This is a genomic window from Paenibacillus glufosinatiresistens, assembly GCF_031470375.1.
GTDB classification, from domain to species: domain Bacteria; phylum Bacillota; class Bacilli; order Paenibacillales; family Paenibacillaceae; genus Paenibacillus_AQ; species Paenibacillus_AQ glufosinatiresistens.
The window spans coordinates 1-25,402 of the sequence record NZ_JAVFHT010000026.1 but is presented as its reverse complement, the minus strand read 5'-3'; the positions used below and the strand labels follow the sequence as shown (position 1 = coordinate 25,402).

The 25,402-nt window shown below is 57.1% G+C and carries 25 protein-coding genes, 1 tRNA gene and 2 riboswitches; of the genes, 12 read left to right on the top strand and 14 right to left on the bottom strand.

Annotated elements, in window-relative coordinates; translation table 11 throughout:
* Positions 1–55 precede the first annotated feature (55 nt).
* From RBI05_RS18195 to RBI05_RS18185, 3 genes are all read left to right on the top strand, one after another.
* Entirely contained in the window at positions 56–2,116 is a 2,061-nt protein-coding gene (locus tag RBI05_RS18195) for a transglycosylase domain-containing protein (protein WP_310552075.1), read from the top strand.
* A 73-nt stretch (positions 2,117–2,189) separates the two neighbouring features.
* Positions 2,190–2,852 carry a DNA-3-methyladenine glycosylase gene (locus RBI05_RS18190; RefSeq protein WP_310552074.1) on the top strand — a complete coding sequence of 221 codons (663 nt, stop codon included), beginning with the start codon at positions 2,190–2,192 and terminating at the stop codon, positions 2,850–2,852.
* Between the two features lie 212 nt (positions 2,853–3,064).
* The gene (locus RBI05_RS18185) at positions 3,065–3,550 is read left to right on the top strand and encodes an AbrB/MazE/SpoVT family DNA-binding domain-containing protein (protein ID WP_150458241.1); all 486 of its coding nucleotides are present in this window, start codon (positions 3,065–3,067) and stop codon (positions 3,548–3,550) included.
* Positions 3,551–3,651: 101 nt separating this feature from the next.
* Here the strand turns inward: RBI05_RS18185 and RBI05_RS18180 are convergent, their stop codons facing one another.
* Complete coding sequence (locus RBI05_RS18180) at positions 3,652–4,155, bottom strand: YwhD family protein (RefSeq protein WP_150458256.1); 504 nt, start codon at positions 4,153–4,155, stop codon at positions 3,652–3,654.
* 123 nt (positions 4,156–4,278) lie between these two features.
* Between RBI05_RS18180 and RBI05_RS18175 the strand changes: the two genes are divergently transcribed.
* The 5 genes from RBI05_RS18175 to RBI05_RS18155 all read left to right on the top strand — a co-directional run bounded on the left by RBI05_RS18175 (position 4,279) and on the right by RBI05_RS18155 (position 9,751).
* On the top strand, positions 4,279–6,321 hold the full coding sequence (locus RBI05_RS18175; RefSeq protein WP_310552073.1) for a M1 family metallopeptidase: 2,043 nt from the start codon (positions 4,279–4,281) through the stop codon (positions 6,319–6,321).
* Positions 6,322–6,332: 11 nt separating this feature from the next.
* Positions 6,333–7,166, top strand: a complete 834-nt coding sequence (locus RBI05_RS18170; RefSeq protein ID WP_310552072.1) for a hypothetical protein — start codon at positions 6,333–6,335, stop codon at positions 7,164–7,166.
* A gap of 242 nt (positions 7,167–7,408) precedes the next feature.
* Positions 7,409–7,547: riboswitch (cyclic di-AMP (ydaO/yuaA leader) on the top strand.
* 5 nt (positions 7,548–7,552) lie between these two features.
* Positions 7,553–8,038 carry a C40 family peptidase gene (locus tag RBI05_RS18165; protein WP_310552071.1) on the top strand — a complete coding sequence of 162 codons (486 nt, stop codon included), beginning with the start codon at positions 7,553–7,555 and terminating at the stop codon, positions 8,036–8,038.
* A gap of 364 nt (positions 8,039–8,402) precedes the next feature.
* Positions 8,403–8,545: riboswitch (cyclic di-AMP (ydaO/yuaA leader) on the top strand.
* Between the two features lie 5 nt (positions 8,546–8,550).
* Positions 8,551–9,042, top strand: coding sequence for a C40 family peptidase (locus tag RBI05_RS18160; protein ID WP_150458244.1), 492 nt, complete (start codon positions 8,551–8,553; stop codon positions 9,040–9,042).
* Between the two features lie 256 nt (positions 9,043–9,298).
* A complete protein-coding gene (locus RBI05_RS18155) occupies positions 9,299–9,751 on the top strand; it encodes a GNAT family N-acetyltransferase (protein ID WP_150458258.1) in 453 nt (150 codons plus the stop codon).
* Between the two features lie 77 nt (positions 9,752–9,828).
* Here the strand turns inward: RBI05_RS18155 and RBI05_RS18150 are convergent, their stop codons facing one another.
* Together RBI05_RS18150 and RBI05_RS18145 are read right to left on the bottom strand one after the other, a co-directional pair.
* Positions 9,829–10,116 (bottom strand): 4a-hydroxytetrahydrobiopterin dehydratase, encoded by a 288-nt coding sequence (locus RBI05_RS18150; RefSeq protein ID WP_310552070.1) that lies wholly within the window; start codon positions 10,114–10,116, stop codon positions 9,829–9,831.
* Positions 10,117–10,309: 193 nt separating this feature from the next.
* A complete protein-coding gene (locus RBI05_RS18145; protein ID WP_150458246.1) occupies positions 10,310–10,603 on the bottom strand; it encodes a hypothetical protein in 294 nt (97 codons plus the stop codon).
* Positions 10,604–10,813: 210 nt separating this feature from the next.
* Between RBI05_RS18145 and motA the strand changes: the two genes are divergently transcribed.
* The gene (gene motA / locus RBI05_RS18140) at positions 10,814–11,620 is read left to right on the top strand and encodes a flagellar motor stator protein MotA (protein ID WP_150458247.1); all 807 of its coding nucleotides are present in this window, start codon (positions 10,814–10,816) and stop codon (positions 11,618–11,620) included.
* Positions 11,598–12,491 carry a flagellar motor protein MotB gene (gene motB / locus RBI05_RS18135; protein ID WP_150458248.1) on the top strand — a complete coding sequence of 298 codons (894 nt, stop codon included), beginning with the start codon at positions 11,598–11,600 and terminating at the stop codon, positions 12,489–12,491. The genes motA and motB overlap by 23 nt, the downstream gene beginning before the upstream one ends.
* A 91-nt stretch (positions 12,492–12,582) precedes the next feature.
* Here the strand turns inward: motB and rluF are convergent, their stop codons facing one another.
* Together rluF and RBI05_RS18125 are read right to left on the bottom strand one after the other, a co-directional pair.
* The gene (gene rluF / locus RBI05_RS18130) at positions 12,583–13,287 is read right to left on the bottom strand and encodes a 23S rRNA pseudouridine(2604) synthase RluF (RefSeq protein ID WP_150458249.1); all 705 of its coding nucleotides are present in this window, start codon (positions 13,285–13,287) and stop codon (positions 12,583–12,585) included.
* The gene (locus tag RBI05_RS18125) at positions 13,274–15,589 is read right to left on the bottom strand and encodes an ATP-binding protein (RefSeq protein ID WP_310552069.1); all 2,316 of its coding nucleotides are present in this window, start codon (positions 15,587–15,589) and stop codon (positions 13,274–13,276) included. The genes rluF and RBI05_RS18125 overlap by 14 nt, the downstream gene beginning before the upstream one ends.
* Before the next feature lie 297 nt (positions 15,590–15,886).
* On the opposite strand from RBI05_RS18125, the gene tadA reads away from it, so the two are divergent.
* Entirely contained in the window at positions 15,887–16,381 is a 495-nt protein-coding gene (gene tadA / locus RBI05_RS18120) for a tRNA adenosine(34) deaminase TadA (protein WP_310552068.1), read from the top strand.
* Positions 16,378–16,968 carry a GNAT family N-acetyltransferase gene (locus RBI05_RS18115; RefSeq protein ID WP_310552067.1) on the top strand — a complete coding sequence of 197 codons (591 nt, stop codon included), beginning with the start codon at positions 16,378–16,380 and terminating at the stop codon, positions 16,966–16,968. The genes tadA and RBI05_RS18115 overlap by 4 nt, the downstream gene beginning before the upstream one ends.
* 56 nt (positions 16,969–17,024) lie before the next feature.
* On the opposite strand, the gene RBI05_RS18110 is transcribed toward RBI05_RS18115, so the two are convergent.
* The 9 genes from RBI05_RS18110 to guaB form a co-directional block, all read right to left on the bottom strand.
* Positions 17,025–18,104 (bottom strand): hypothetical protein, encoded by a 1,080-nt coding sequence (locus tag RBI05_RS18110; RefSeq protein ID WP_150458253.1) that lies wholly within the window; start codon positions 18,102–18,104, stop codon positions 17,025–17,027.
* A gap of 105 nt (positions 18,105–18,209) precedes the next feature.
* Entirely contained in the window at positions 18,210–18,365 is a 156-nt protein-coding gene (locus tag RBI05_RS18105) for a small acid-soluble spore protein P (RefSeq protein ID WP_310552066.1), read from the bottom strand.
* A 22-nt stretch (positions 18,366–18,387) separates the two neighbouring features.
* A complete protein-coding gene (locus RBI05_RS18100; protein WP_150458255.1) occupies positions 18,388–18,729 on the bottom strand; it encodes a hypothetical protein in 342 nt (113 codons plus the stop codon).
* A 129-nt stretch (positions 18,730–18,858) separates the two neighbouring features.
* Positions 18,859–18,947, bottom strand: a tRNA-Ser gene (locus RBI05_RS18095).
* Between the two features lie 70 nt (positions 18,948–19,017).
* Positions 19,018–20,307 carry a serine--tRNA ligase gene (gene serS / locus RBI05_RS18090; protein WP_310552065.1) on the bottom strand — a complete coding sequence of 430 codons (1,290 nt, stop codon included), beginning with the start codon at positions 20,305–20,307 and terminating at the stop codon, positions 19,018–19,020.
* 112 nt (positions 20,308–20,419) lie between these two features.
* On the bottom strand, positions 20,420–21,010 hold the full coding sequence (gene pdxT, locus RBI05_RS18085; protein WP_310552064.1) for a pyridoxal 5'-phosphate synthase glutaminase subunit PdxT: 591 nt from the start codon (positions 21,008–21,010) through the stop codon (positions 20,420–20,422).
* A gap of 19 nt (positions 21,011–21,029) precedes the next feature.
* On the bottom strand, positions 21,030–21,911 hold the full coding sequence (gene pdxS, locus RBI05_RS18080) for a pyridoxal 5'-phosphate synthase lyase subunit PdxS (protein WP_310552063.1): 882 nt from the start codon (positions 21,909–21,911) through the stop codon (positions 21,030–21,032).
* 87 nt (positions 21,912–21,998) lie between these two features.
* The gene (locus RBI05_RS18075) at positions 21,999–23,390 is read right to left on the bottom strand and encodes a D-alanyl-D-alanine carboxypeptidase family protein (protein ID WP_310552062.1); all 1,392 of its coding nucleotides are present in this window, start codon (positions 23,388–23,390) and stop codon (positions 21,999–22,001) included.
* A 151-nt stretch (positions 23,391–23,541) separates the two neighbouring features.
* Positions 23,542–24,999 carry an IMP dehydrogenase gene (guaB, locus tag RBI05_RS18070; RefSeq protein ID WP_150459786.1) on the bottom strand — a complete coding sequence of 486 codons (1,458 nt, stop codon included), beginning with the start codon at positions 24,997–24,999 and terminating at the stop codon, positions 23,542–23,544.
* Positions 25,000–25,402 lie beyond the last annotated feature (403 nt).

The window sequence follows — 25,402 nt, the reverse complement described above, 5'->3', positions numbered from 1 at the left end:
TTTCCCATAATGGATAGAAGGAACTTCCACTTTTGCCGAAAAGGAGCCTGACGCCATGGCCCATCGTACCGGTCCCTCTTCCGCCCGCCGCCGCCCGCTGCGCCGTCTGCTGCGGCTGGCCCTGGCCTTCACGCTGCTTCTGCTGCTGGGCGCAGGAGGCCTGCTCCTCTATTTGTCGCATAAAGACCTCCCGCCCATACCGGACGACCTGCGCTCCCGGCTGTACGATGTCCGGGGCGAGGAACTTGCGGTCTTCTCCGGCAGCGGCCAGACGCGTGATCCGGTTCCGCTGAACGCCGTGTCTCCTTATCTTATTCAGGCTACGCTGTCGATCGAGGACCGTCATTTCTATCACCACGCCGGGTTCGATCTCAAAGGAATGGGACGGGCCGTGCTGGCCAACCTGGAGAGCGGACGGCGTTCCCAAGGCGCCAGCACGCTGACCCAACAGCTTGCCCGCAATCTCTATCTCTCCCATGAGAAGACCTGGACCCGCAAGATGCGGGAAGCCATGTATACGCTCCAGATCGAAATGAAGTACAGCAAGGACGACATTCTTCATATGTATCTAAATGAAATCTATTACGGTCACGGCGCCTACGGAATTGAGGCAGCCTCCCGCATGTACTTCGGCAAATCCGCATCGGAGCTCAATCTGGCGGAGAGCGCCCTGCTGGCCGGCATCCCGAAGGGACCGACCTACTATTCGCCATACGCGCATCCCGACAATGCCAAGCGCCGTCAGGAGCTGATTCTGTCAATTATGGCCGACCTCGGCAAAATCACACCCGAGCAGGCCAAAAGCGCCAAGGCTGAGAGCCTGGCGCTGAAGCCCCGCAGCGAGGGCGCCGCCGCGGCCGATCCGGCTCCCTACTTCCGCGATTATGTCGCGTCGTCGGCGGCGTCGCTGCTGGGGATGAGCGTCGATGAAATGGAGCACAGCGGCCTGCGCGTATACACGACGCTCGATCCCGACAAACAGCGGGCCGCCGAGACCGCCGTGGCCCAAGGCATGGCCGGCGCTACCGGTCTGGAGACGGCGCTGGTATCGGTCGATCCCCGAACAGGCTATATCCAGGCGATGGTCGGAGGGGTGCAGTACCGGACCAATTCGTACAACCATGCGCTGGCCGTTACCCGCCAGCCGGGCTCCTCCTTCAAACCGGTCATGTATCTGACTGCGCTCGCCTCAAAGGAAATGACCGGCCTGACCGTGTTCAACAGCCAGCCGACGCTGTTCCATTATGACCACAACCGCAAGACGTACCAGCCCCGCAACTTCGGGGACAAGTACCTGGGCGAGATTACGATGGGCCAAGCGATTGCGGCGTCGGACAATATCTACGCCGTGAACACGATGATGAAGATCGGTACGGAGCGCGTCATCGAGACGGCCCGGAAGCTCGGAATCGACAGTCCGCTCGGCAACGTCCCTTCTCTTGCGCTCGGCACGTCGCCGGTCAGTCCGCTGGAAATGGCCTCGGCCTTCGGCGTCATCGCCAACGGAGGCGCCCGTCTCCCGGTGACCGCCATTCTGAAGATCGCCGATGCCGACGGCCATACGCTCTACAGCGCCCCCACCCCCAAGGCGGAGCAGGCGGTTGATCCGGCCGCCGCCTATGTTCTGACCCGGCTGATGGAGGGCGTGTTCGAGACCGGCGGAACCGGCAACCGCGTTGCCTCGGTGCTCAAACGCCCCGTTGCCGGCAAGACCGGCACGACCGATACGGACGCCTGGATGGTCGGCTTCACGCCGGAGCTCGCCACGGCGGTCTGGGTCGGCTACGACAAAGGCCGGGAGATTGCAACGGCCGACGGACGGCGGGCCGCTCCGATCTTTGCCCGGTATACGGAGCAGGCGCTTGCCGGCGTTCCGCCCAAAATTTTCCCAATTCCGCAAGGGGTCGTCAGCCTCTATATCGATCCCCAGTCGGGCAAACTGGCCACAGCCGACTGCCCCGGCAAGAAGCTGATGGCCTTCATCGCCGGAACGGAGCCGAAGGACTACTGTCCGCTTCACGGCAAGCCGGCCAAGACGAGTCCGGCCGGGCAGCAGGCGGCAGATGAAGAAGACCGCTCCTGGTGGAGCGACCTCAAACGCTGGTGGATGAATTAGCGGCCTCTGGCAGCCCGCCCCCGGAACGGGTAAAATGAAAGGATACCAGTTCTGCCGGGAGGAGGAATTCGCTATGACCCCTGCCAATCTTCGCAGCGGCGAGCCGCTGCCCTCCGCTCTCTTCGCCGCTCCGGCGCTGCTTGCGGCCCCGCTTCTGCTCGGCCAGATACTGATCCGGCAGACCGGGAACGGCGAGATCGCCTGCCGGATCGTCGAGACGGAGAGCTACGGCGGCGCCGAGGATCTCGGCAGCCATGCCGCCGGAGGACGCCGCACCGCCCGCACAGAGATCATGTTCCATGCCGGTGGCGTTGCTTACATTTATCTGATCTACGGCATGCACCACTGTCTGAATGTCGTTACCGGCCAGGCAGACGATCCGCAGGCCGTTCTGATTCGGGCGGTGCAGCCTCTTTCGCCGGAGGACGCCGCCCGGATGGCGGCTCACCGGGGCAGAGCCCCGCGCCGCCCCGCCGAACTGTCGGGCGGCCCCGGGCGGCTCTGCCGGGTTCTTCGCATCGACCGGAGCCTCGGCGGCTGCCGCCTGGACCGCCCCGGCGACAGTCCGCTCTGGCTTGAGCGGGGTGACGACCCCAAGAGCCTGGAGATTATGCAGGCTCCCCGCATCAACATCCCGTATGCCGGAGAATATGCGGCCCGCCCCTGGCGATTTTACCTGAGGGACAATCCTTATGTCTCGGTCCTTGATCCGGCCGCCGTCCGTTACCCGGGTTAAGCAAATTACGGTGGAAGCGTTTCACCCCGGCTCGCCCGGGGTAATATAGAATTAACCCCAAGGAAATCCTCTGCCCTTCCGCGAGAAAGGCGGAGGCTTTTTTATGCCGCGATAAGCGGGAAAATTCGGGAAAAAAATGGCTACCCTTCCGCTTACAATTAATGTTATACTGAATAAATAACGTAAATAAAATTTTAATGAGGGGACATGGGATGAAGGACACTGGGATGATCCGGAACTTGGACAGTCTTGGACGCATTGTCGTTCCCGTTGAAATCCGCATGACACGCAACATTGATATCGGGGACCCGATCGAATTTTTTATTCTCGATGACCGCATTATTGTGCTGCGCAAATACACCTCCACCGAGTGCACATTCTGCCGCAGTCTGGATAATGTCAGCTATTTCAGAGATCAATTTATATGTAATCATTGTCTGCAAGAACTGGCCGATCCGAGCCGCCCGGAAGAGACCGCCGAGCTGCCTGCCCCTCCTCCGGAGGCAATCCCTGCTCCCAATCATTCCGCCTCCGGACTTCGTTCCAAGACAGATGAAATGCGCAGGCGTCTGGAAGCGGCCATTGCGGAGCATCCGCGGGCCAACCAGAAGGAGCTGGCCCGGCTGCTGGGCATCAGTCAGGCCCGGGTCAGTCAATTGAAGCGCAAAATCCCGCCCGCCCGGCCCGTTGCCGACTGATTCGGGCAGCCGTTCCGATCTGCTTGGAAACGCCAACAAGGCTTCGGCCGCTTCCTTGGAAGCGGCCGAAGCCTTGTTGTTCTTCCTGCTTCAAGCAGACCCTATTGCAGAGCTTCCTTCAGACTGTCCGGCGAGTCCGCCCACCACTGCTCGTTGTGGCTGATCAGCAGCTTGCGCAGCGCGTCCTTCTCGGCAGCGCCAAGTCCTTCAAGAATGACCTTCCTCTTCAGCGCCGCATCCAGCTTGTTCACGTGGTCGGCAAGAATCTTCCAGCCCTTCTTGGCCTCGCTGTCGATCTGCATCTCGCAGGCCGTCAGGCCGGCATAGTGCTGGCCTTCAGGTGTGCGGTCCACGGCCACCCAGACGACCCATACCCGGCGTCCGCCCGGAACTTCCTCCCGGTTGGCCGTGAACTTGATTCCCCGTTCCACCTTGCTCTTCGCATGCATCGCGCCGATGTCGATTACCGCTTCTCCGCCGTCGATAATGACGGGCGACACGTGGTTAAGGTCGATGGATCCCGCCCCGAACCCTTTATGTTTGCTCTTCGCGTTCACAATATTCAAGGCAATCGGCTTCTTGCCCTCCGCTCCGGATTGTTCCACCTTCACTCACCCTTCCTGCTCTCCATAGAACGTTTCTGATTCCTCGTTTTAATTTTAGCTAATAATGTCCGGAATGCAAACATATACATCCCGTAGATGCTTGTCAACGGGAGGAGTTCCAGTATGAAACGACGATCGATCCGTACCGTCTTCCTTAGCGCGGCTCTGTCCGCCCTCTGTCTGGCCGCAGGCGGGTGGGGCTGGCATCTGTCCGCTGTTCAAAAGGCCGTGGATACGGCATCCTCTGCGGCCGCCCCGGCTCCTGCGGTTCCGGACATTCCGAAATCGGCCAAGTCCCCCGCCTCGCTAACGGCGGCAGACTCCGGTTCGGTACTGCCGCCTGTCAGCACTCCCTCCCCTGTTCAGGCACTGAGCCGCCGGGTGACGGAATATCATCTCAATGCCCGTCTGAACGCGGCGGCAGATACGATTACGGCAACGGAGACGGTAACGTGGACGCATCCGGGCAGCAGACCGGTCCGCGATCTGTACTTCCATTTGTACCCCAATGCCTTCGCCTCGTCAGAAACTACATTCATGAAGGAATCGGGCGGACGGCTGCGAAGCGATGCCATGCCTGAAGGCGGCTACGGCTCCATGACTCTTCTCGACGTTCACACCCCGGACGGCGTCTCTCTGACCCACCGGGTCCAGGTTGTCCAGCCTGATGACGGCAACGCCAAGGACCGGACCCTCGTCCGCATTCACCTGCCCCAGCCGGTCGCCGCCGGGCAGAGTGTCACGCTGAACCTCCGTTACGAGCTGAAGCTGCCTGCAATCTTCGCCCGGATGGGGAGCGACGGCCGTTTTGTCATGGCCGGCCAGTGGTTTCCGAAGCTCAGCGTCTATGAACCGGCGGGTACCCGCGGGCGGCTGGAGGAAGGATGGAACCTGCACCAATATCACGGCAATTCCGAATTCTACAGTGATTTCGGTATTTACAACGTCGCGATTACTGTACCGCAGACCTATACCGTGGCGGCAACCGGGTTCCCGGTACGCACTCCTGCCATTTCAAAAGGGGAGAAGACCTACCAGTTCTATGCCGATGACGTTCACGATTTTGCCTGGGCCGCTTCTCCCGACTTCGTCGTTGCGGACAAAGCCTTCTCTTCTCCCGGAGTTCCCGGCGTACGAATCAAACTGTATCTGGATCCCCTCCACAAGGGACTCAAGGAGCGTTATTTCCAGGCAGCCGAGGCTGCCCTGGCCAACTTCAGCAAATGGTATGGCTCCTATCCTTACACGACCCTGTCTATTGTGGTGCCGCCTTCGAACGGTAATGGGGCCGGGGGCATGGAGTACCCGACGCTGGTTACCGCCTGGGCCGCCCAGGAGGCCGCGCCGGACACTTCCCTTGAACGAACGGTTATTCATGAGATTGGACATCAGTATTTCTACGGCATGGTCGCAAGCAATGAGTTCGAAGAGCCGTGGCTGGACGAGGCTTTCACTTCCTATGCCGAAGACAAGCTGATGGAGCAGGAATACGGAGAGACGCCGAACCTTGCGCTGCAGGCCAGTCTCGTGACAAAGCCGAAGCCCATGGACCTGGAAGCATGGAAGTATGGGGGCAGCAGCGGTTATACCCAAAATGTCTACATCCGCGGAAAACTCCTGCTCAAAGACATGGAGCGGGAAATGGGAACAGCCAAGATGGACGCGGTTCTATCCGCCTATGCGCGCAAATACCGGTTCCGTCATCCCTCCACCGCCGACTTTCAGAAGACGGTCGAGAAGGTAACCGGCTCCTCGTGGCAGGCCTACTTCGATCGTTACGTCTACAGCGGCGGCGTCCCGGACTTTGCCGTCGACCGCATACGGATCGTCCGGGAACCGGCCAAGGGCGCCTCGGTCCTGTACCGGTCGGAGGTCACCCTCTCCAACGCCGGCTCGCTGTACGGCAGAGTCAAGGTCCGGTTCACCTTCGCGGACGGCAGGAGCATTCTTAAAGATTGGGACGGATACAGCAGAGGAACGGTCTTTAAGCTGACTTACCCTTCCCCGCTCCTCTCGGCCGAGATTGATCCGGAACACGAGATCCTGCTGGAGAACGCGCATGTCAACAATTTCCGAAGAGCGGAACTTCCCGCAGCCTCCGTCTCCCGCTGGACGATGGGTGTGGCGCAAGGAATCGAGGCCCTGCTCGGCATTCTGTCATGGTGAGGTGAGCGCACATGAGAACCTGGATCAAATGCGGCTGGCGAAGCACCAAAGAACAGACTTATATTCTCATTCTTCTCTTTCTGTACCGGCTGTTGTGGGGCTACTTTCTGTACGGGTTCCTCCGGTCGGCAATTGTCCCCCTGCTCCTGCGCTATCCGGCTGCTGAAGCCGGAGGAACAACGATGGGACGAGTGCTGTTCTATCTCGAAGGCCGCCTGCGGCTGGAGGGGAGCCCGGATGTCCGCCGCTGGCTCCTGATTCTTGCCCTCCTGCTTCTGACTAGGCTGCTGATCTCTTCCTTCATCCGGGCAGGGCTGCTGCACGAACTGAGGCAGGAGAGTCTGGGAGAACGTGGTCTGTTCTTCTTTCCGGGCATGCGCAAATACGGCCTGCCGATTCTGCTCTTCAGCATGGCCGAATGGGCCTTCGCCCTGCTTCCGCTGTACTGGATCATTCCGCAAGCCCGAGGAACGCTCTTCGCCGCCTATTTTGACTCTTCCCGCCTGTGGGGGCTGCTCCCCCTTCTTGCGCCCTGGCTGCTCTATCTGTTCATCCTTCGGCTCATCTGGCTCTATCTGGAGTTCGGCTACGTCGGCGGCCGGGTCCTCTCCTCGCTGGGCCATGTGCTCCGCTATTTCATTCCCGCAGCCTCGCTCCGGCTGCTCATCGGCGCAGGAGGCGCGCTGACCGCCGCGCTCTGCGCAGCCTCCGGGTATCTTCTTCCCGGCTTGCCCGCCCTGCTCATTCGCCAGGCTGCGCCGTTGCCGGCAACCTTGTTCGCTCTATGGGGGATCGCTGCGCAATATCATCATTGGCGTGCCCGGCAGGAGGGAATTTCTGACTGAACTTATGCCCCCATTTCTTCCGGTAACAGCGAACAGAAGAGAAACAAATGTTCTACTCTTCCAAAGAGTTCATTCTTCTGACACAGAAGAGGGGCTCTTTTTGTCGATTTTCGGCACACCAAAGTTTGCAAAAGAGTAATGCCTCTGCTAAAATGAGGACATCAGTTGGTAACAAGTTTGTAATCTTTCAAAGCCGGTTCGTCACTTTTGCCGGTTGTCGTACCGTTGGATGCCATAACAAGGTGCATAACAAGCCAAATTCCCGGGCACCGGGGAGCGGGGGAACCATTTGTTGGGTGAATTGATCTCGTAACAGAGGGATCATAGGGGACCTTCAACCGAATCCTTAAGCTAACCACGCAGGCATTGGAAGGAGCTCTAACGTTTTGAATAAGGCACAATTTCGCAAAAAACTCGCAGCAGCGACGCTGGGACTTGTGGTTGTTTTCACATCATTGGGATCCGGAAGCGCTTTCGCCGACTCCAAAATGGACAGCGTTATTGCCAAAACGATCGGTGTATCTTATAAAGTAGGCGGCTCTACCACCGCCGGATTTGATTGTTCGGGATTTACCAAGTATGTATACAAGAAGCTGGGACTTAACCTTCCTCGAACTTCCAGAGAACAATACAAAATGGGCACAACGGTTTCCCGCAGCAATCTGCGGTCCGGTGACCTTGTCTTCTTCAACACGACGGGGAGCGGCGTCTCGCATGTTGGCATTTATGTCGGCAACGGCAAATTTGCGCAGTCTTCGTCTTCACGCGGCGTGAATATCAGCTCGCTGAGCCAGTCCTACTGGTCCAAACGTTATGTCGGCGCCAAACGCGTCATGAGTTCCACTGCATTCAAGGCCGTCGCTTACGATTGATTATCGTTTCTACATCCATTTAGCTGCTTATTCGCTTTCTGTGGCCCGAGTCTGCTGCTCCCCAGCATTTCGGGCCTTCTTATTGTTCATTAACCCTTTTTCTTCCTGGTGAAACAGTTCTCTCTCTCTTATTCTCCGATTTCTTCAAATTTTTTTGAGGTAACCTTTATGTAGGGAAAAAAAGGCGCTATAAAGCGTTTTTTTGCAATGAAAGCGCTACATAAAGTTCACAAACCGGAGTCTAGAGTGATTGCCAACCGTCTTCAGGTTTGTTACAATGATGCCAGTGAGTTTTTAGTAACATTTTTGTAATGATTGTTTCCCCTTTTTTATACGTTTTTGTCACGATTGCCGGCAAGACATCATACATACTGTGCCGAATTCCCCGTATTACTGGGGGAGCGGGGGAACCACGTTGGGTGAATTGACCTCCTATTCACAGAGGGGTCATAGGGGACCTTCAACCGAATCCTTAAGCTAACCTCGCAGGCCTTGGAAGGAGTTTAATCTCTTTGAAGAAGAAATTCGCAGCAGCATTTCTCAGCATGTCCATTGCACTTACGCTCGGAGCAGGAAGCGCATTCGCCGATTCCAAGATCGACAAGGTGATCGACAAGGCCATTGGAACGAAGTATTCTTCCGGCGGCACCTCGACCAGCGGGTTTGATTGTTCCGGATTCACGATGTATGTGTTCAACAAGATCGGCATTGATCTTCCGCACCAGTCGGGTTCCCAATATCAGCTTGGCGACGCGGTAGCGAAGAGCGATCTCAGACCTGGCGACCTCGTGTTCTTCAACACGACGGGACGGGGTGTCTCCCATGTCGGCATTTACGTGGGCGAAGGCCGTTTTGCACACGCTTCTTCCAGCAAGGGCGTTACCATCAGCTCCCTGGGCGACAGCTACTATGTGAACCGTTACGTTGGAGCCAAGCGGGTACTGAGCACGACAGCCTACAAGTCGGTAGCCGTCGATTCCGAAGATAACGACGACGTGCAATAAGCCCGTGTCGAAGTAGGACTTTCACCATCCCTCCTGCCGTTCCGGCAGGGGGGATTTTTTGTCCCTCTTACCCTTTTTATACCCCTGCTTCCGAAAGATAAACCCGAATTGCCGGCCCGCTTGATATTTTTTTCGGTTCTGCTGCCGCGGCGGCTCTATCCTTCCGTCCGGTATGTCATAATAAGCAGGAGCAACGCTACAGGAAAGGGGAGTATGACCTTTGATCCATTCATCCGAGCTTTACCGCGCTCTTCCGATGGATGTTGCGCATGCCCGCGAAATCTGCGGCTGGCAGTATGAGCCCCCCTATAACATATACGGCTGGCTGCCCTGGGATCAGCTTGAAGCGCTCGGCGTCGAGTTCGGCGATCCTAAGATCCGCGAGGAGCAGTATGTATCCGTAGTCAATGACCAGGACGTTCTATGCGGCTTCGCCCAGCTTTTTCCGGTAGAGCCTTCCGTCGTCCGTCTCGGCATCGGCATGCGTCCCGATATGTGCGGGCAGGGCACCGGCCATCTGTTCGTGGGAGCTATTGTACAGGAGGCGCTCCGCCGCTATCCGGACCGTGAGATCGACCTGGAAGTTCTGACTTGGAACCAGCGGGCCATCCGGGCCTATCAGAAAGGCGGATTCACAATTACCGATGCCTATGAGCGGCAGACACCCACGGGGGTCAAGCCCTTTTACTGCATGGTGTATCAAAAATAGCGCGCCAGCGGCGCAAGACGTGAACAAGCCCCGCCCGGATGCCCGGACGGGGCTTGTTCTTCTCATTCATCGCGCGGTCAGCGCGTCTTGTCGAAGGCTTCGTTAAATTCGTGCGCCTGCCGAATATCCTGGGCGGTAATCCCGTTCTCCCGGTCCGTTGCCAGATGCAGCGTAACGTTCCGGTAGTCAATCGTGATATGGGGATGACGTCCGAACGCTTCGGAGATCGCGGCGACTTCATCCACAAAGGCGATGCCCTTCATAAATTCCTCGAACGTATATTTGCGGATCAATACATGTTCTTCCCGTTTCCAGCCTTCCAACTGTCTGAGCTGCTCATCCAGCTCTCCATCGGTGTACAGCAATGTGGGTTCCTCCCTTGCTCGCGTTCTCCCCGCCATAGCGGCCGGCTGCCCGGCATGACAACAAGCATCCCTTAGCCTCAGGTCCAGGGGATGCTCCATGTATCGGGTGTGAAGTTCGCGTCTCTTGAGACACTCCTATTCTAACACGGCCGGCCCCGCCGCGGCAAACCGCCCTAAGGGCACTGCCGATCCGCTAAATCAAGGAGACCGACTCTAAATCCTCGTCTCCGGCCAGAATATTGATCCGGTGCGCTTCCTTGTCGTAGATCACGACGCCGCTGCCGACATGAATCACCGGCTCATCGCCCAGGGCGAAGAAGAGATCCTCCGCAAGCGCCTCCCATACTTCCTGCTTCGACTCCTCCGGCAACTCGCGCCACTCCTCCGGCTCCATTTCAAAGAACAGATAACTGTCCGGAATTCGTCCGACAGCCCGGGTAAAATCAACCAGAATATCCCCGTAATCTCTGCCATGCTTGACTCCCACGTCTATCACTCCATTTATGTTCGCTTATGAATCCGGCCCTGCCTCCTCATTATAGCCGAAAAATTGCCTTCACAAAAAAGAATAGATTGTCGATAAATAAGAATGTACCGCGACAGCGGATCGACAGTTGGCGCAAGGATCGGTTATTCAAGAAGGAAGGCGCGGAGGACAAGCGCCGCAATTATTCATTCTCATGGACGAGGTGCATGCATGCAAATATCATCTTTTGTTGGAATAATTCTCGGATTGGTCGCAGTTGTCTTCGGGATGTATCTGAAAGGAGCGCCGATTATCGCGCTCAAGAATCCGGCTGCGTTCACGATCATCATTGTCGGTACTCTGGCTTCGCTGTTCATGGCCTTCCCGATGTCGGAAATGAAGAAGATGCCGAAGCTCTTCAAAATTCTCTTTCTGGGCCAGAAGCTGGCCAAGAAAGAAGACATTATTACGATGTTCATGGAATGGGCTTCCATTACGAGACGCGAAGGGCTTCTCGCGCTGGAATCGAAGGTTGAAGAGATTCAGGATGATTTTCTAAGAAACGGCATGCGGATGATCATCGACGGCAACGACCAAGAGTTCGTCCGTGACGTACTGCTGGAAGATATTCACGCTACGGAAGACCGGCATAAGGTCGGCGCTCTGATGTTCTCCCAGGCGGGGATGTACGCGCCGACGCTCGGGGTGCTGGGAGCCGTTATCGGTCTGATCGCCGCGCTGGCGGACATGAGCGCCATGGAGAAGCTGGCGCATGCCATCGGCGCCGCCTTTATCGCAACCCTGCTCGGGATCTTCACCGGTTATGTCCTCTGGCACCCGATGGCGAACAAGCTGAAGCGGCTCTCCAAGCAGGAGATCGAGCTGCGGATGATGATGCTGGAAGGCCTTCTGTCCATTCAGTCGGGTGTGTCCACCATTGCGATCAACCAGAAGCTGTCCGTATACCTCAGCCCGTCGGAGCGTGCCAAACTGAACGCGAAGGAAGGTGGCGCCAGTGAGCAAAAAGACGCGTCATGAGGAACATGAAGAGCACGCGGATGAATCCTGGCTTCTTCCCTATTCCGATCTGATGACTCTGCTGGTCGCGCTCTTCCTCGTTCTCTACGCCATGAGCGCTACCGATGCGAAGAAATTCGAGGAGATGGCTCAAGCCTTCAACTCTGCGCTGAACGGCGGTTCGGGCATCCTGGATTACTCCTCCATGGCGCCGACCGAGAGCAATCTGGATCAGGGCCAGGCCAAGAAGCTGACCAGTGTGGTCGATCAGAGCACCAGCGAATCCGAGATTTCCAAGCTGCGCCAGAAAGAGCAGGAGGACATGGAGAAGCTGAAGAAGCAGTTCGACAGCTATATCAAGAACAACGGATTAACGGATATGCTCGAGACGAAGCTTAACCAGTCCCAGCTGACGATTACCATCACGGACAACGCGCTCTTTCCTTCCGGCGAAGCCACCGTCAAGGACAGTGCCCGCCAGCTGGCCAAGTCCATCTCGACGATGCTGGAGCATTTCCCGGATTATAACGTCGTTGTGGAAGGCCATACGGATAATATTCCGATCTCGAACAGCAAGTTCCCGTCCAACTGGGACCTCAGCGCTGCCCGGGCATTGGAATTTATGAAGATTCTGCTGCTGAACAACCATCTCGACCCCACGAAATTCAGCCCCATCGGCTACGGGGAATACCACCCGATCGGGAACAACGCCACTTCCGCCGGCCGGGCCAAGAACCGGCGCGTGGAAGTGTCCATTATCCGGAAATACCAGGCTGCGGCAAGCTCTCAGACTACCTTCAACGGGGTCTCGCCCTCGTCGCCGTCCTCGGCGGGATCTGCAAGCAAGAGCACCGCAGACCCCGGCACCGCTGCCGTCAGTACGGTGGAATAGCGCCGGTAAGAAGAAGACGCCGCCCTTTCGCATTCTATGCGAGAGGGCGGCGTCTTCTTGCCTGGCCTGGCCTGGTCCAGTGCTGTTCCGTCTAATCCAGCAGCCGATAATCCAGCATTTCTCCGAGAACGGCCTTCTCGTCGGCCGTCAAATCCCGCCATTGTCCCACGGGGAGATTGCCGAGCCGGATATTCATAATCCGGATGCGCTGAAGACGGCGGACTTCATAACCGAAGGCGCTGCACATCCGGCGGATCTGCCGGTTCTTCCCTTCCGTCAGAATGATGCGAAAGACGCGCTCATTGATGCGGGTGACCTGGCAAGGAAGCGTCCGCTCACCGAGAATCCGGACGCCGCTCGACATGCCCTGTACGAAGGAGGGTGTGATCGGCCGGTCTACCGTTACCACATATTCCTTCTCATGACGTCCTTCCGCCCGCAGAATGCGATTCACGATATCGCCGTCATTGGTCAGCAGGATCAGACCTTCCGAATCCTTGTCCAGCCGGCCGATCGGGAAGATGCGTTCCCGGTGTCCGACAAAGTCGACGATGTTGCCTTTGATCTGGCTCTCGGTCGTCGAGGTAATGCCCACCGGCTTATTGAGGGCAATATACACAATCCGGTTCTCCGCCGCCAGCGGGCGGCCGTCGATACGCACTTCATCGCCGGCCTCCGCCTGGCTTCCCAGAACGGCCTTCACGCCGTTGACGGTTACCCGGCCTTCTTCGACGAGCTTGTCCGCTTCCCGCCGGGAGCAATATCCGGTCTCGCTGATAAACTTATTGATTCTCATGGGGCTGTGCTCCTCCTGTGTCATTCCTGCGTTCCGGGGCTGCCGGAAGGATGATGGTAACCCGGGTTCCTTCCCCGGCCTTGCTGGTGATGTCCATGGTCCCTTTATGGGCTTGAATAATACGCTGACTGACCATGACGCCGAGTCCGGTCCCTGTCTCCTTGCGGGTAAAGAAGGGCTCGCCCAGCTTGGGCAGCAGCTCTTCGGGAATGCCCTCCCCTTCATCGGTAATGATAATGACTACGCTGCCGGACTGGCTGTACTGCTCCAGCGTAATCGTACCTCCGTCTTCCATCGCTTCAATCGCATTCTTGAGAACATTGATAAAGACCTGCTTCAGCTGGTTCTCCTCGCCGTATACTTGGGCATCTTGCTCTTCCCAAAGCGTGCGGAACACAATTCCGTGCAGGTTGGCCTGGCTGTCCAGCAGCGACAAGACATCGCCGAGAATCCGCCGAAGGCTCTTATGCTGGTACAGGACCGCCTGCGGCTTCGCCAGAATCAGGAACTCGCCGACAATCAGGTTGATCCGCTCCAGCTCGGAGAGCATAAGATCGACATGCTGAAGATCGATGCTGCGCCGCTCGCGCTGAAGCTGCAAGAATCCGCGCAGGGTGGTCAGCGGGTTGCGGATTTCATGGGCAACGCCCGCCGCCAATTGGCCGACCGTCGTCAGCTTCTCCGAATTCCGGAGCAGCTCCTCCATCCGGTTGCGCTCGCTCATGTCGCGGGACACATGGACAAAGGACAACGGACGGCCGAGATCGTCCCGGATAATCGAAGTGCTGACGCTGACTTCGACCAAAGTGCCGTCCTTCCTTTGCCGCACCGTCTCCTTGGGAGCCAGCTGCTCCCCCCGCTCAATAGCGGCCAACCGGGCCGCTTCCGCTTCCCGGCACGATTCCGGCACCAGCTCGTCCTTTCTCCCGACAGCCTCCTCCGACGGCCAGCCGTAAATCTCTTCGAACGCCCGGTTGACGCTGAGTATTCTCCCGGTCAGGTCGACGGTATGAATGGCATCGGTCGTTCCGTTGATGACAGACTCCAGATGCTCCTTAACCGCCCGGTTCTCCTCCAGGGTTCGACCGAGCTGAGTCGTATGCTGCGATAAATTATGGGTCATGGCATTGATTCGCAGCGCCAGCTGGCCGAGCTCGTCGCGGCTGCCGACCACGAGGGGCGGTTCGAACTCGCCCCTCGAGACGGCATTGACCTTGGCCAGAATAGCCTGGAACGGACGGGTAATCAGATTGGACAGCAGGTGGCTGACGACCACGCTCAGCAGCAGCAGGACCATGGAAGCGAACAGACTGCGGCGCAGCTGGCTGCCCAGAGCCGAACTGATGCCGGAATAATCGGCAACGACCCGTATCAGATAGGTTCCCGTATCCGTCTGGGTAACGGGAATGAAGCTTTTGAGCACCCGGCGTCCGTTAATGACCGTCTCCGTGGTTACCGGCTGCTTCCGGACCATCGCCCGGGCAATCGCCGTCTTGTCGTCCTTCACATCGCTGTATCGGTACGTTCCGAATTTAATCGGCCGGTTGCGAAGCTTGGTATTCGCCGAATCGCTACCGTTGGCCGCCATCGTGGCTCCGCCGAAGGTGTCCGGATTGATGCCGGTAATCTCCAGCATATTCGGGTTGACCTGACGGGTAAGGCGAACGACCTCTTCCGGACTTGAGATCTGGACATAATTGCTGATGGAGGTGCTGCGCAGGTAAGGGTCGATCATATAGTTGGCGCGTCCATCGTAATAATATCCCCACTTCTCAATATACTCCGGGCTGGAGGAGGAATATTCAAAGGGCCCGGACCAGAAATGGTCCATGGCCTCGCCCTTGGCCTGGCTCACCGGCTTCAGATCGAACAGTTCCTCAAAAGCGGAATGCCAAAATCCCCAGCCCCGGGTCGAAAGATTGACCTCGTTGGGGTCGGAGGATTTGGCAATGATGATGTCATCGGGCGTGCGGACCAGCAGCGAGATGTTGGAGACCTCCAGCCGGGCGGCGAGCGCCTTCAATTGCGCAGGCGTCACGTTCGCGATATCGGGGTCCAGCTCCTCGGATGCCACTACGGCTGCGAGGTGCAGGTAATGGGCGATCTGCTCCTCGACATATTTCGAGTTGTGACTGCTCTGTTCGACGGATACCGCCACCTGCATGGCGGCGGATCTCATATTGCGCTCGCTGTCTTCGCGCAGCTTCTCTCTTGTAGAAATCGAGTTATACGTTATCTGAAGGGCAAGGAACAACAGCACCGAGCCGAAGATAATGGCGGAAAGCTTGGTTTTGATAGACAAGGTGGTTCTTCACCCTTTATGTGAGCTGGTAAATCCTCTCGGATTCCTCCTTATCATACCTGTTGCCCACTTATTTGAAAAGCATTTCCGGCGGCGGCCCCGCCGTTGCAATACCCTTCTCTTTTCTCTACAATTGTAAAGGAATCATCCACAAGTTATAAACATATCCCCGTTTTCCCTTGCGCTTTTGTGAATAATAATGTGTATAACCAAGGCGTTATCCACAGAGTTGTGCACATTCTGTTAAGAACGGAATATCCGTTCGCGGGACAATGGCGGATACCGAAAGGATAAGCGATGAACGAACATGAATACTGGATGCGGGAAGCCATTACCGAAGCCCGAAAGGCTGAGGCGCTCGGCGAGGTGCCCATTGGGGCTGTAGTCGTGCACAACGGCGAAATTATCGGAAGAGGCCATAATTTACGCGAAACGACGCTGGATTCGACTGCGCATGCCGAAATGGTGGCGATCCGGGAGGCCAGCGCCGCCCTGAACTCCTGGCGTCTGCTGGACTGCACGCTCTATGTGACGCTGGAACCCTGCCCGATGTGCGCAGGCGCTATGATTCAGTCCCGGGTGCCGCTGACTGTCTATGGGACTCCGGACCCCAAAGCGGGCTGCGCCGGAACGCTGATGAATCTGCTGGATGATCCCCGGTTCAATCACCGTACTGTCGTTCTCTCAGGCGTGCTTCAGCAGGAATGCGCCGAACTGCTCACCGGCTTCTTCCGTCAGCTCCGTAAGCGGCGGTCCCGCCCGCTCCTGCCGGCTGAAGGAGACACGCCGTGATCGGCGATTGGAGCGGGCTCCGGCTTCACGATACCCCGCGCGATCTCTGCCTGGCTCCGCTGACGCCCCGCCATGCCGGGCTGCTGCTTGATCTTCGGCTCCGCAGCCGGGAGGCCAACTCGCGCTATGAACCGCTGCGGGATGAATCCTTCTATACGCTGGAGGGGCAGCGGCAGCTGCTGCTTCAGCGCACCCGGGAGGCCGCCCGGGACCGGGCCTACCTGCTTGGCATCTTCACGGCCGCCGGACAGCTCATTGGACAGCTTACGCTGTCCAATGTCGTCCGCGGTGCCGCGCAGTATGCCGACATCGGCTACGGCATGGACCCGGCCTGGCAGGGACAAGGCCGCATGACGGCCGCGGTAAGACTGACCGCCGCCTTTGCCTTCCGCTCGCTGGACCTGCACCGGCTTCAGGCCGTCATTCTGCCCGGCAATGACGCCTCCCGCCGGGTGCTGGAGAAGGTGGGCTTCCAGCCGGAGGGACTCGCCCGGCGTCTGCTGCAGATTGATGGCCGGTGGCAGGACCACCGGATCTACGGGCTGCTCGCGGAAGACCTGAAGGCTGAAGCGGACGGCTCTTCCTAAAAAAATCCCCGGACCGACCTGGTCCGGGGATTTGCTTTTGCCTCAATCCGATGCCATTAGTAGCTCGACGTTCCGAACTCTTCCATCAGCTGGTCCTGGGTAATGACCTCATCGCCGGAAGGAATGCCGTACTGGAACACCGGCTTCTCGTTGATCTTGCTGTAATGGTTGCTCGCCTTCATGGAGAGGCCAATCTTCGTGTTGTCATCCGGGTTATTCATGTTGATATCCATATCGACATCCTGATAGACCGGATAGTCCTTCTTGTCGATCGCCGTATTCACGACGAATTTGTTGACCGTCAGGTATTTGTGCAGGTCGGCCAGACCTTTGTCCAGCTCGCTTCGCGTTTCGCCGCTCTGGATTTCGCTCTTGGCCTGATCCAGGTCTTTCTGATCGATCTGCAGCATGTTCCGGTATTCTTCCTTCGACAGAATGTCGATGATCTTCGGCAGCGCATCATTCACCAGAATGGTGATCGCTTCCTTGACGTTGTCGTTGGTTACCTGGAACTGCACGACCTGTCTGGCGTCTACGCCTTCCGGAAGGTTGGCGTCTTTGACGGAGATGTCCTTGAAGTATTTCTTCTGGTCATACTGATCCAGCAGGGTGGTCATGACTTCGTTGGACAGCTCCTGGGTCTTCTTCGTGTCCATCGTAGCCGGATTAAACTCGGCGCCTTCCTGCTCGGCCAGTTCCTTCAGATCCAGTTCCAGGAACTTGCCTACTACCGTCTCCGGAAGCGGCAGGAATGGAATGCTCGGGATCTTAACGAACATCTTCTCCGTGGTCATGACCATAGGCACAGTGAAGCTCATCGCCATATCGCCCTTAAGATTCAATACCATCGTCATTTCGGTCTGCATCGGCTTCGCCTGGTACACCCCGGTTACGCTCAGTTCTGCATTCTTCAGCATGCTGAGCACCTGCGTCATATCCGCATCTTCATTCGGCGTGTCGATCGTAAGGTTGTTGATTACCAGCTTGCTTGTCAATCCATACGATTCCATGGCAGCCACTTTGGAAGCCGATTGCTGGAGCGCTTCCTTAGGCTCTTCTTTTTTTCCGCAACCCGGCAGGACGACAGCCGTCGTCAGCAGCAGAGCGGCTGCGGATAGTCCCCATTTCTTGAACATCTCAGTTCTCCTCTCCCAGTTGAGAAATCATATTCCCCCAATATATGATAAACCATCTGGGAAACCGGGGAAACCCTTTAATTTGAAAAAGCGTCCTTTTTTTCTCTAACCCTGCCGATTATGGTGATCGACATGGTTCGCCTGCTTGACCTTCTTCGAGCCGGACAAGGGTTCCTGTCCGCCGCTGTGGCCCGCCTGGCGCTCCTTCTGGCCGCTGCCCGGATGGGAACCCGGTGCGGGCATGCTCTTCGGTTTGCTCATGGCTGCTGCCCTCCTCGTCTGCTTACGGATTCGTCAGATCCTGAAGCGACTGGGCGCATTCATGAATCTGACGGGTATAATGACTGGCCAGCTGCTGCACCGCAGCGGTATGTTCATCCTCATGCCGGCCGGCTTTCTCCACATCTACCAACTGAACCTGTACTTCGCGGTTGTCCACATACGTGCAGCGGAAATCAAGCGAGTACTCCTGACGACCCGCTGCATTGAAATGAAGCAGCAGACTGTTCGGGCTGGCGGCGTCAGCCTGCACCGTGAAGCTGTCGTTGCCGTCGATGACATCCGGCAGGCGTTCCTGCCAAGCGGCCACCAGCGTCGTTTGATCCGTATTCAAGGGTTGTTCCATTCTTATCAGCCTCCTTCCTCTATACAGTGCGAAGAAGAAGGAGGTTTTATGCGCTGTAGCCTTGGCGAGAGGGCAGCGAACGCCAAAAAAGCCGTTCCCTCGGGGGAACGGCATGGATGTAGAATTGAATGGCGGAGAGGATGGGATTCGAACCCATGTGGAGTTGCCCCCTAACGGTTTTCAAGACCGCCCCGTTATGACCGCTTCGGTACCTCTCCTTGGTGCATCTCTTTTGTTCAGACATGCACTAGAAATTGTACCATACGCTCCCTCTGCAGCGCAACCACTTTACTTGGCTGTCTTCGGGCGGATAACGTCCACATTGCCCATGTACGGACGCAGGCGCTCCGGAATCACGACGCTGCCGTCTTCCTGCTGGTAGTTCTCCAGAATGGCGGCAACCGTCCGGCCTACCGCAAGCGCGGAGCCGTTCAGGGTATGCACGAACTCCGGCTTGGCCTTCGGCTCTTTGCGGAACCGGATATTGGCCCGCCGCGCTTGGAAGTCCTCCGTATTGGAGCAGGACGAAATCTCGCGATACATGCCGCTCTCCGGCAGCCATACCTCCAGATCGTACGTCTTGGCGGCAGTGAAGCCCATATCGCCGGTACAGAGCGACAGCACGCGGTACGGCAGTTCCAGAAGCTGCAGAACGCGTTCGGCGTCCGCCGTCATTTTCTCCAACTCTTCATAAGACTTCTCGGGCGTTGTGACCTTCACCAGCTCTATCTTGTTGAACTGATGCTGGCGGATCAGCCCGCGGGTGTCGCGTCCCGCCGAGCCTGCTTCCGAACGGAAGCAGGAGCTGTAGGCCACATGATACTTCGGCAATTCGGATGCGTCCAGAATTTCTTCGCGGTAGTAGTTCGTTACCGGCACTTCCGCTGTCGGGATCAGATAATATTCGGTATCGCGCAGCTTGAAGAGGTCCTCCTCGAACTTCGGAAGCTGCCCCGTGCCGAACAGGCTGTCCTTGTTGACGATGTAAGGCGGCAGCATTTCCTCGTAGCCGTGCTCTCCGCTGTGCAGGTCCATCATGAAGTTGATGAGCGCACGCTCCAGCCGGGCTCCCAGACCTTTGTAGAACGTGAACCGGGAACCCGTCACTTTGGCCGCTGCTTCAAAATCGAGAATATCGAGGCCCTGGGCAACCTCCCAGTGCGATTTCGGCGTGAAGCCGAACTCCCGCGGCTGCGACCAGCGGCGGACTTCCACATTCTCCTCTTCCGACTTGCCGACCGGAACCGACTCATGCGGAATGTTCGGGATACTCGAGGTCAGTTCCAGCGTTTTGACTTCCAGTTCGCGCACTTCGTCGTCCAGTTCTTTGATCCGGTCCGATACGGTACGCATCTCCAGAATCAGGTCTTCGGCGGGTTCGCCGTTCTTCTTGCGCTTGGCTACCTCGCCCGAGACGGTGTTCCGCCGGCTCTTGAGGCTCTCCGTCTCCTGCAGCAGGTCCCGGCGGCGCCGGTCCAGCTCCGGAAATCCGGCAATCATATCGAGCGATTTCCCCCGGTTCTGGAGCGCCTGCTCCACCCGCGCGAAATCGCCGCGCAATACTTTAACATCCAACACTACAAATTCCTCCCTGAAAACAGCCCAGACTCTTTCAAGCGGTCTGTAAAGGCCGTATGAAAGAGTCGAGGTTGTTTCTATTATGCAATTACCGCAGATGTGTCCCAACAGGTCAGATGATCGACCCTGCCGGGCGGCTGCTCTCTACCATATCGGCAAAATACTGATGCAGCCGGTAATCCTCCGTCAGCTCCGGGTGATAGGAGGCCGCCAGCAGATGCCCCTGCCGGGCGGTCACAATCTCATCCCGGTAGGTGGAGAGCACTTCCACCTCCGGGCCGACTTCGCTGATCAGCGGGGCGCGAATAAAGACGGCGCGAACCGGTTCGTCAATTCCCTTGACCTCAAGGTCGCATTCAAAGCTTTCCCGTTGACGGCCGAACGCATTCCGCGATACCGTCATGTCCATCAGCTCCAGATGCGCCGGCTCACCGCCGTCGATCCGCTTCGCCATCACGATCAGACCGGCGCAGGTGCCAAAGACCGGTCTTCCCTGGGCAGCGAAATCGCGAATCGCTTCAATGAAGCCGTACTTGCGCATCAGCTTGCCGATGGTCGTGCTCTCCCCGCCCGGAATAATGAGACCGTCTACAGTCTGCAGCTCTTCCACGCGCTTGATGGGCATGCTCTCCGCACCCGCGCGTCCCAGGCTGACTCTATGTTCCTCCACAGCGCCTTGAAGCGCCAGAACTCCTATCTTCATGCCGCTACCTTCTCTCTTCTTACCAGCCGCGTGTCGACATCCGTTCGGCCGGGGTCAGGGTCGCGATATCGATCCCTTTCATTGCCGTTCCGAGATTCTTGGAGACTTCGGCAATCAGGCGGTAATCGGTATAATGCGTGGTGGCTTCGACGATGGCGCGGGCGAACTTCTCCGGGTTGTCCGATTTGAAAATCCCCGAGCCGACGAACACGCCGTCCGCTCCCAGATGCATCATCAGCGCTGCATCCGCCGGTGTGGCCACACCGCCTGCCGCGAAGTTCACTACCGGCAGCTTGCCAAGGGTGTGCACCTCCAGCAGCAGTTCGTAGGAGACGCCCAAGTTCTTGGCTTCGGCGTACAGCTCGTCCTTCGAGAGACTCTGCACCTTGCGGATCTGGCTGTTGATGAGACGCATATGTCGAACGGCTTCCACGATATTGCCGGTTCCGGGTTCGCCCTTCGTACGAATCATCGATGCGCCTTCGCTAATGCGGCGCAGCGCTTCGCCCAGGTCCTTGGCTCCGCAGACAAAAGGTACCGTGAAGTCGTTCTTGTCGATATGGAACACTTCATCGGCCGGTGTCAGTACTTCGCTCTCGTCCAGGTAATCGACGCCCAGCGACTCCAGCACCTTCGCTTCTACATAATGGCCGATACGAGCCTTGGCCATAACCGGAATGCTGACCACTTTGATGACTTCTTCGACAATAGTCGGATCGGCCATCCGGGCAACACCGCCGGCGGCGCGAATATCGGAAGGCACGCGTTCCAGGGCCATGACGGCAACTGCGCCGGCAGCCTCGGCAATCTTAGCTTGCTCGGCGTTCATGACATCCATAATGACGCCGCCTTTTTGCATTTCAGCCATTCCTCTTTTAACTCTCGAAGTTCCCGTTTCCATCGTTCCAGCCTCCCGATTAATCGATCTAAATCTAACTTTTTATTTTACCGCAGAACGGTCAAATATACAACGAATTTACTCGGAATTCTAGAACAGGTTTTTGATGCCTTTGAACAAGTCGCGGAACAAATCCCCGATGGCGCGCATCAACAATTTGAACCACCCCGCCTTCTCTGCCTCTTCCGAAGTAATCAGATTTACTGTCGTCTGCTGGGGTTGCATGCCGTTTATCGTATAGACATACGTCACCTTGCCGACTTTGGTCCCCTGGGCGATCGGCGCTACCAGCTTGGAGTTCTCGTCCAGCTTCACTGTAGTCGCAATGGCAGGCGCATTCGTACCCTTGAGTACCATGAATGTGGCTCCTGCGTCTGTTACAACGCCCACCTTGCTCTTCTTGCCCTTATCGACGGCAACCGTCTCATGTCCAGCAATGACAGCCTTCGGAGCGGCCACCTGCTGCACCTCAAAGTTATTGAACCCGAAGTCCAATACCTTCTTCGTCTCTGTGAAGCGGTGCGCTTCCGAATCGGCGCCCATGACGACGCTGATCAGTCGCATGCCGTCCCGAACGGCGGTACCGGTGAAGCAGTTGCCGGCACTGGAGGTGTGTCCGGTCTTCAGACCGTCCAGACCCTCATAGGCGTAGGCTTTGAAGTTCGGAATATTCTTGTTCGATTCCAGCATCCAGTTGTAGTTAATCATCGGAGCCGTATCGCGTTCCCGGAATTTATAGGACTGAATAGTTGTAAATTCGCTGAAGTCTGGATGCTCGGTTACGATATGCTGAGCGAGGATCGCTGCATCCTTGGCGGACATCACCGTCTCCTTATCGGTCTGAGGCCGGAATTTCTCGGGCATATCGGCCCGGCTGAGCCCGGTCGAGTTAATGAAATACGCGGTCTTCATTCCCATCTTCTGCGCGGTCTGGTTCATTAAGCTGACGAACTCCTGCTCGCTGCCCGACATGAACTCCGCCAGTGCCACCGTCGCATCGTTGGCCGAACCGACGGCCATCGCTATGTACAATTCCTTCACCGTGTGGATATCGCCCTGCGCCAAAAAAATCCGCGAACCGATCTGCTTCGACGCATTCTCCCCTACCGTCACCTGCGTATCCCAACCGAATTGCCCGTTCTTCACGGCATCCGCCACCAGATACTCGGTCATCATCTTCGTCATGCTTGCCGGAGGAAGCGGCTTGTCGGCATTGAGGGAGAGCAGCACCTGCCCCGTCGTCGGCTCCATCAGAATGGCCGATTGCAGATTAAGATTGAGCGACTCTACCGTCGGCAGTTTGACCGTCTGCTTCGCAGCGGGTGCAGCCACAGCTGCGGGCTGGGCGCTGGGGGCCGGAGAGCTGGCGGAAGCCATTACCGGAACGGCCGAGAATAATAGCATATTGATAAGCAAACCCGTGGTTGCCGTCTTTTTAACGAGATTCCTTCTCTTCGTCTTGTCGTGCTTCTTGAGTTTCAATGCCTTTACGCTCCTTTATGGTACTGATCCATTGCTTGTTCTATTCTATCACAGGGGTATGTTCAAAAAAAGACGGACAGGATCAATTCGTCCTGTCCGCCTGCTTGCTGCCTCGCCGATTTTCCGATGCCACCGACTTCGTACCTATTTATTAGAGGGAATAATTGGGCGCTTCCTTCGTAATCTGCACATCATGCGGGTGACTCTCGCGCAGACCGGCACCCGTAATCCGGATGAACGATGTGTCATTGCGGAGTTCTTCGAGCGACTTGGTACCGCAATAGCCCATGCCGGAGCGAAGACCGCCGATCAACTGGTGAACCGTATCGGAGAGCGGCCCCTTAAAAGCAACCCGACCCTCGATTCCTTCCGGAACCAGCTTCTTGTCGTCGTCCTGGAAATACCGGTCCTTGCTGCCCTGCTTCATGGCGCTCATGCTGCCCATGCCGCGGTATACCTTGAATTTACGTCCCTGATAGATCTCCGATTCGCCAGGACTCTCTTCCGTACCTGCGAACAGGCTGCCCAGCATAACGGCATGGGCGCCCGCTGCAATCGCTTTGGTAATCTCGCCCGAATATTTAATCCCGCCGTCGGCGATGATGGGAATCCCGTACTCGCGGGCCACAGCCGCACAATCGTAGATGGCCGTTACCTGCGGTACACCGATCCCGGCAATAACGCGGGTTGTACAGATCGAGCCCGGACCGATACCGACCTTCACCACAGAAGCGCCGGCTTCGATCAGATCGCGCGTGGCTTCGCCCGTGGCGACATTGCCCGCAATGATGGTCAGCTCCGGATACAGCTCACGCAGCTTCCGGACGGCATCCAGAATATTGATATGATGGCCATGCGCCGAATCGACCGTAATCAGATCGACGCCTGCCTTGACCAGCGCTTCGGCGCGATCGAACGTATCCTTGGAAATCCCGATGGCTGCGCCAACCAGCAGGCGGCCCTGTGCGTCCTTCGCTCCGTTCGGGAACTGAATGGCCTTCTCGATATCCTTAATGGTAATGAGCCCCTTGAGGATATTGTTCTCGTCCACCAGCGGCAGCTTCTCAATTTTATGCTTCTGCAGCACGACTTCCGCTTCTTGAAGCGTCGTTCCCACCGGAGCGGTAACCAGATTGTCGCGTGTCATGACATCGCTGATCGGAACATTGAAGTCATGAATGAAGCGCATATCCCGGTTGGTAATAATCCCGACCAGCTTGTTCTCTTCGTCCACAATTGGAACACCCGAAATCCGGTATTTGCCCATCAGACGATCGGCGTCTGTAACTTTGTGTGAGGGATTCAGGTAAAAAGGATTGGTAATGACGCCGCTCTCGGACCGTTTTACCCGGTCTACTTCCTCCGCCTGCTGTTCGATCGACATATTCTTATGAATAATGCCGATGCCGCCTTCACGTGCCATGGCAATCGCCATTGCCGCTTCGGTAACGGTGTCCATGCCCGCACTGATCAGCGGAATATTGAGCTTCACATTCTTGCTGAGCTGGGTCGAAACATCGACCTCTTTCGGCAGCACCACCGATTTGCGCGGCACCAGCAGCACATCGTCAAACGTCAGACCTTCCTTGCCAAACTTGTCCTCCCACACCTGGGTCATTCCTCCTTCAAATGGTTCAACTGTCGGGCCTGCAAACTCTGCCAAAATGAAGAATCTTCAAGTTCAGTCCTTCTCGGATGGACAGTCCTTTCGGCTGCCGCAGTCCGGTCAGACTGCGGCTCCATCCCGAATTGAAAATGCCGGTCCCCAAAATTTATTATTGCCATCTTAGCAAAGGCCCCCTACCCTGTCAAGAAATTAACACGGACCTCTCCAGGATCACCTTATCCTGCGTGGCGGAAGCGAATTCACACACATTTGTCTGCTTATGGAGGACACCGCAACGGAAAGGGCACCCTTATTATTTCCTCTTCTACAACAAAAAACCACCGCCGAAAGATCGGCAGTGGTTATCTGTGCTTGGCGGCGTCCTACTCTCCCAGGACCCTTCGGT

What these genes read in the sequence shown, in the direction of transcription:
- RBI05_RS18185 (WP_150458241.1), top strand. Translation starts at nt 3,065, where the DNA reads ATGAAGGACACTGGGATGATCCGGAACTTGGACAGTCTTGGACGCATT.
- motA (WP_150458247.1), top strand. Translation starts at nt 10,814, where the DNA reads ATGCAAATATCATCTTTTGTTGGAATAATTCTCGGATTGGTCGCAGTT.
- RBI05_RS18190 (WP_310552074.1), top strand. Translation starts at nt 2,190, where the DNA reads ATGACCCCTGCCAATCTTCGCAGCGGCGAGCCGCTGCCCTCCGCTCTC.
- RBI05_RS18175 (WP_310552073.1), top strand. Translation starts at nt 4,279, where the DNA reads ATGAAACGACGATCGATCCGTACCGTCTTCCTTAGCGCGGCTCTGTCC.
- tadA (WP_310552068.1), top strand. Translation starts at nt 15,887, where the DNA reads ATGAACGAACATGAATACTGGATGCGGGAAGCCATTACCGAAGCCCGA.
- RBI05_RS18105 (WP_310552066.1), bottom strand. Translation starts at nt 18,365, where the DNA reads ATGAGCAAACCGAAGAGCATGCCCGCACCGGGTTCCCATCCGGGCAGC.
- RBI05_RS18195 (WP_310552075.1), top strand. Translation starts at nt 56, where the DNA reads ATGGCCCATCGTACCGGTCCCTCTTCCGCCCGCCGCCGCCCGCTGCGC.
- RBI05_RS18110 (WP_150458253.1), bottom strand. Translation starts at nt 18,104, where the DNA reads ATGTTCAAGAAATGGGGACTATCCGCAGCCGCTCTGCTGCTGACGACG.
- RBI05_RS18155 (WP_150458258.1), top strand. Translation starts at nt 9,299, where the DNA reads ATGGATGTTGCGCATGCCCGCGAAATCTGCGGCTGGCAGTATGAGCCC.
- pdxS (WP_310552063.1), bottom strand. Translation starts at nt 21,911, where the DNA reads ATGGAAACGGGAACTTCGAGAGTTAAAAGAGGAATGGCTGAAATGCAA.
- pdxT (WP_310552064.1), bottom strand. Translation starts at nt 21,010, where the DNA reads ATGAAGATAGGAGTTCTGGCGCTTCAAGGCGCTGTGGAGGAACATAGA.
- RBI05_RS18170 (WP_310552072.1), top strand. Translation starts at nt 6,333, where the DNA reads ATGAGAACCTGGATCAAATGCGGCTGGCGAAGCACCAAAGAACAGACT.
- rluF (WP_150458249.1), bottom strand. Translation starts at nt 13,287, where the DNA reads ATGAGAATCAATAAGTTTATCAGCGAGACCGGATATTGCTCCCGGCGG.
- RBI05_RS18100 (WP_150458255.1), bottom strand. Translation starts at nt 18,729, where the DNA reads ATGGAACAACCCTTGAATACGGATCAAACGACGCTGGTGGCCGCTTGG.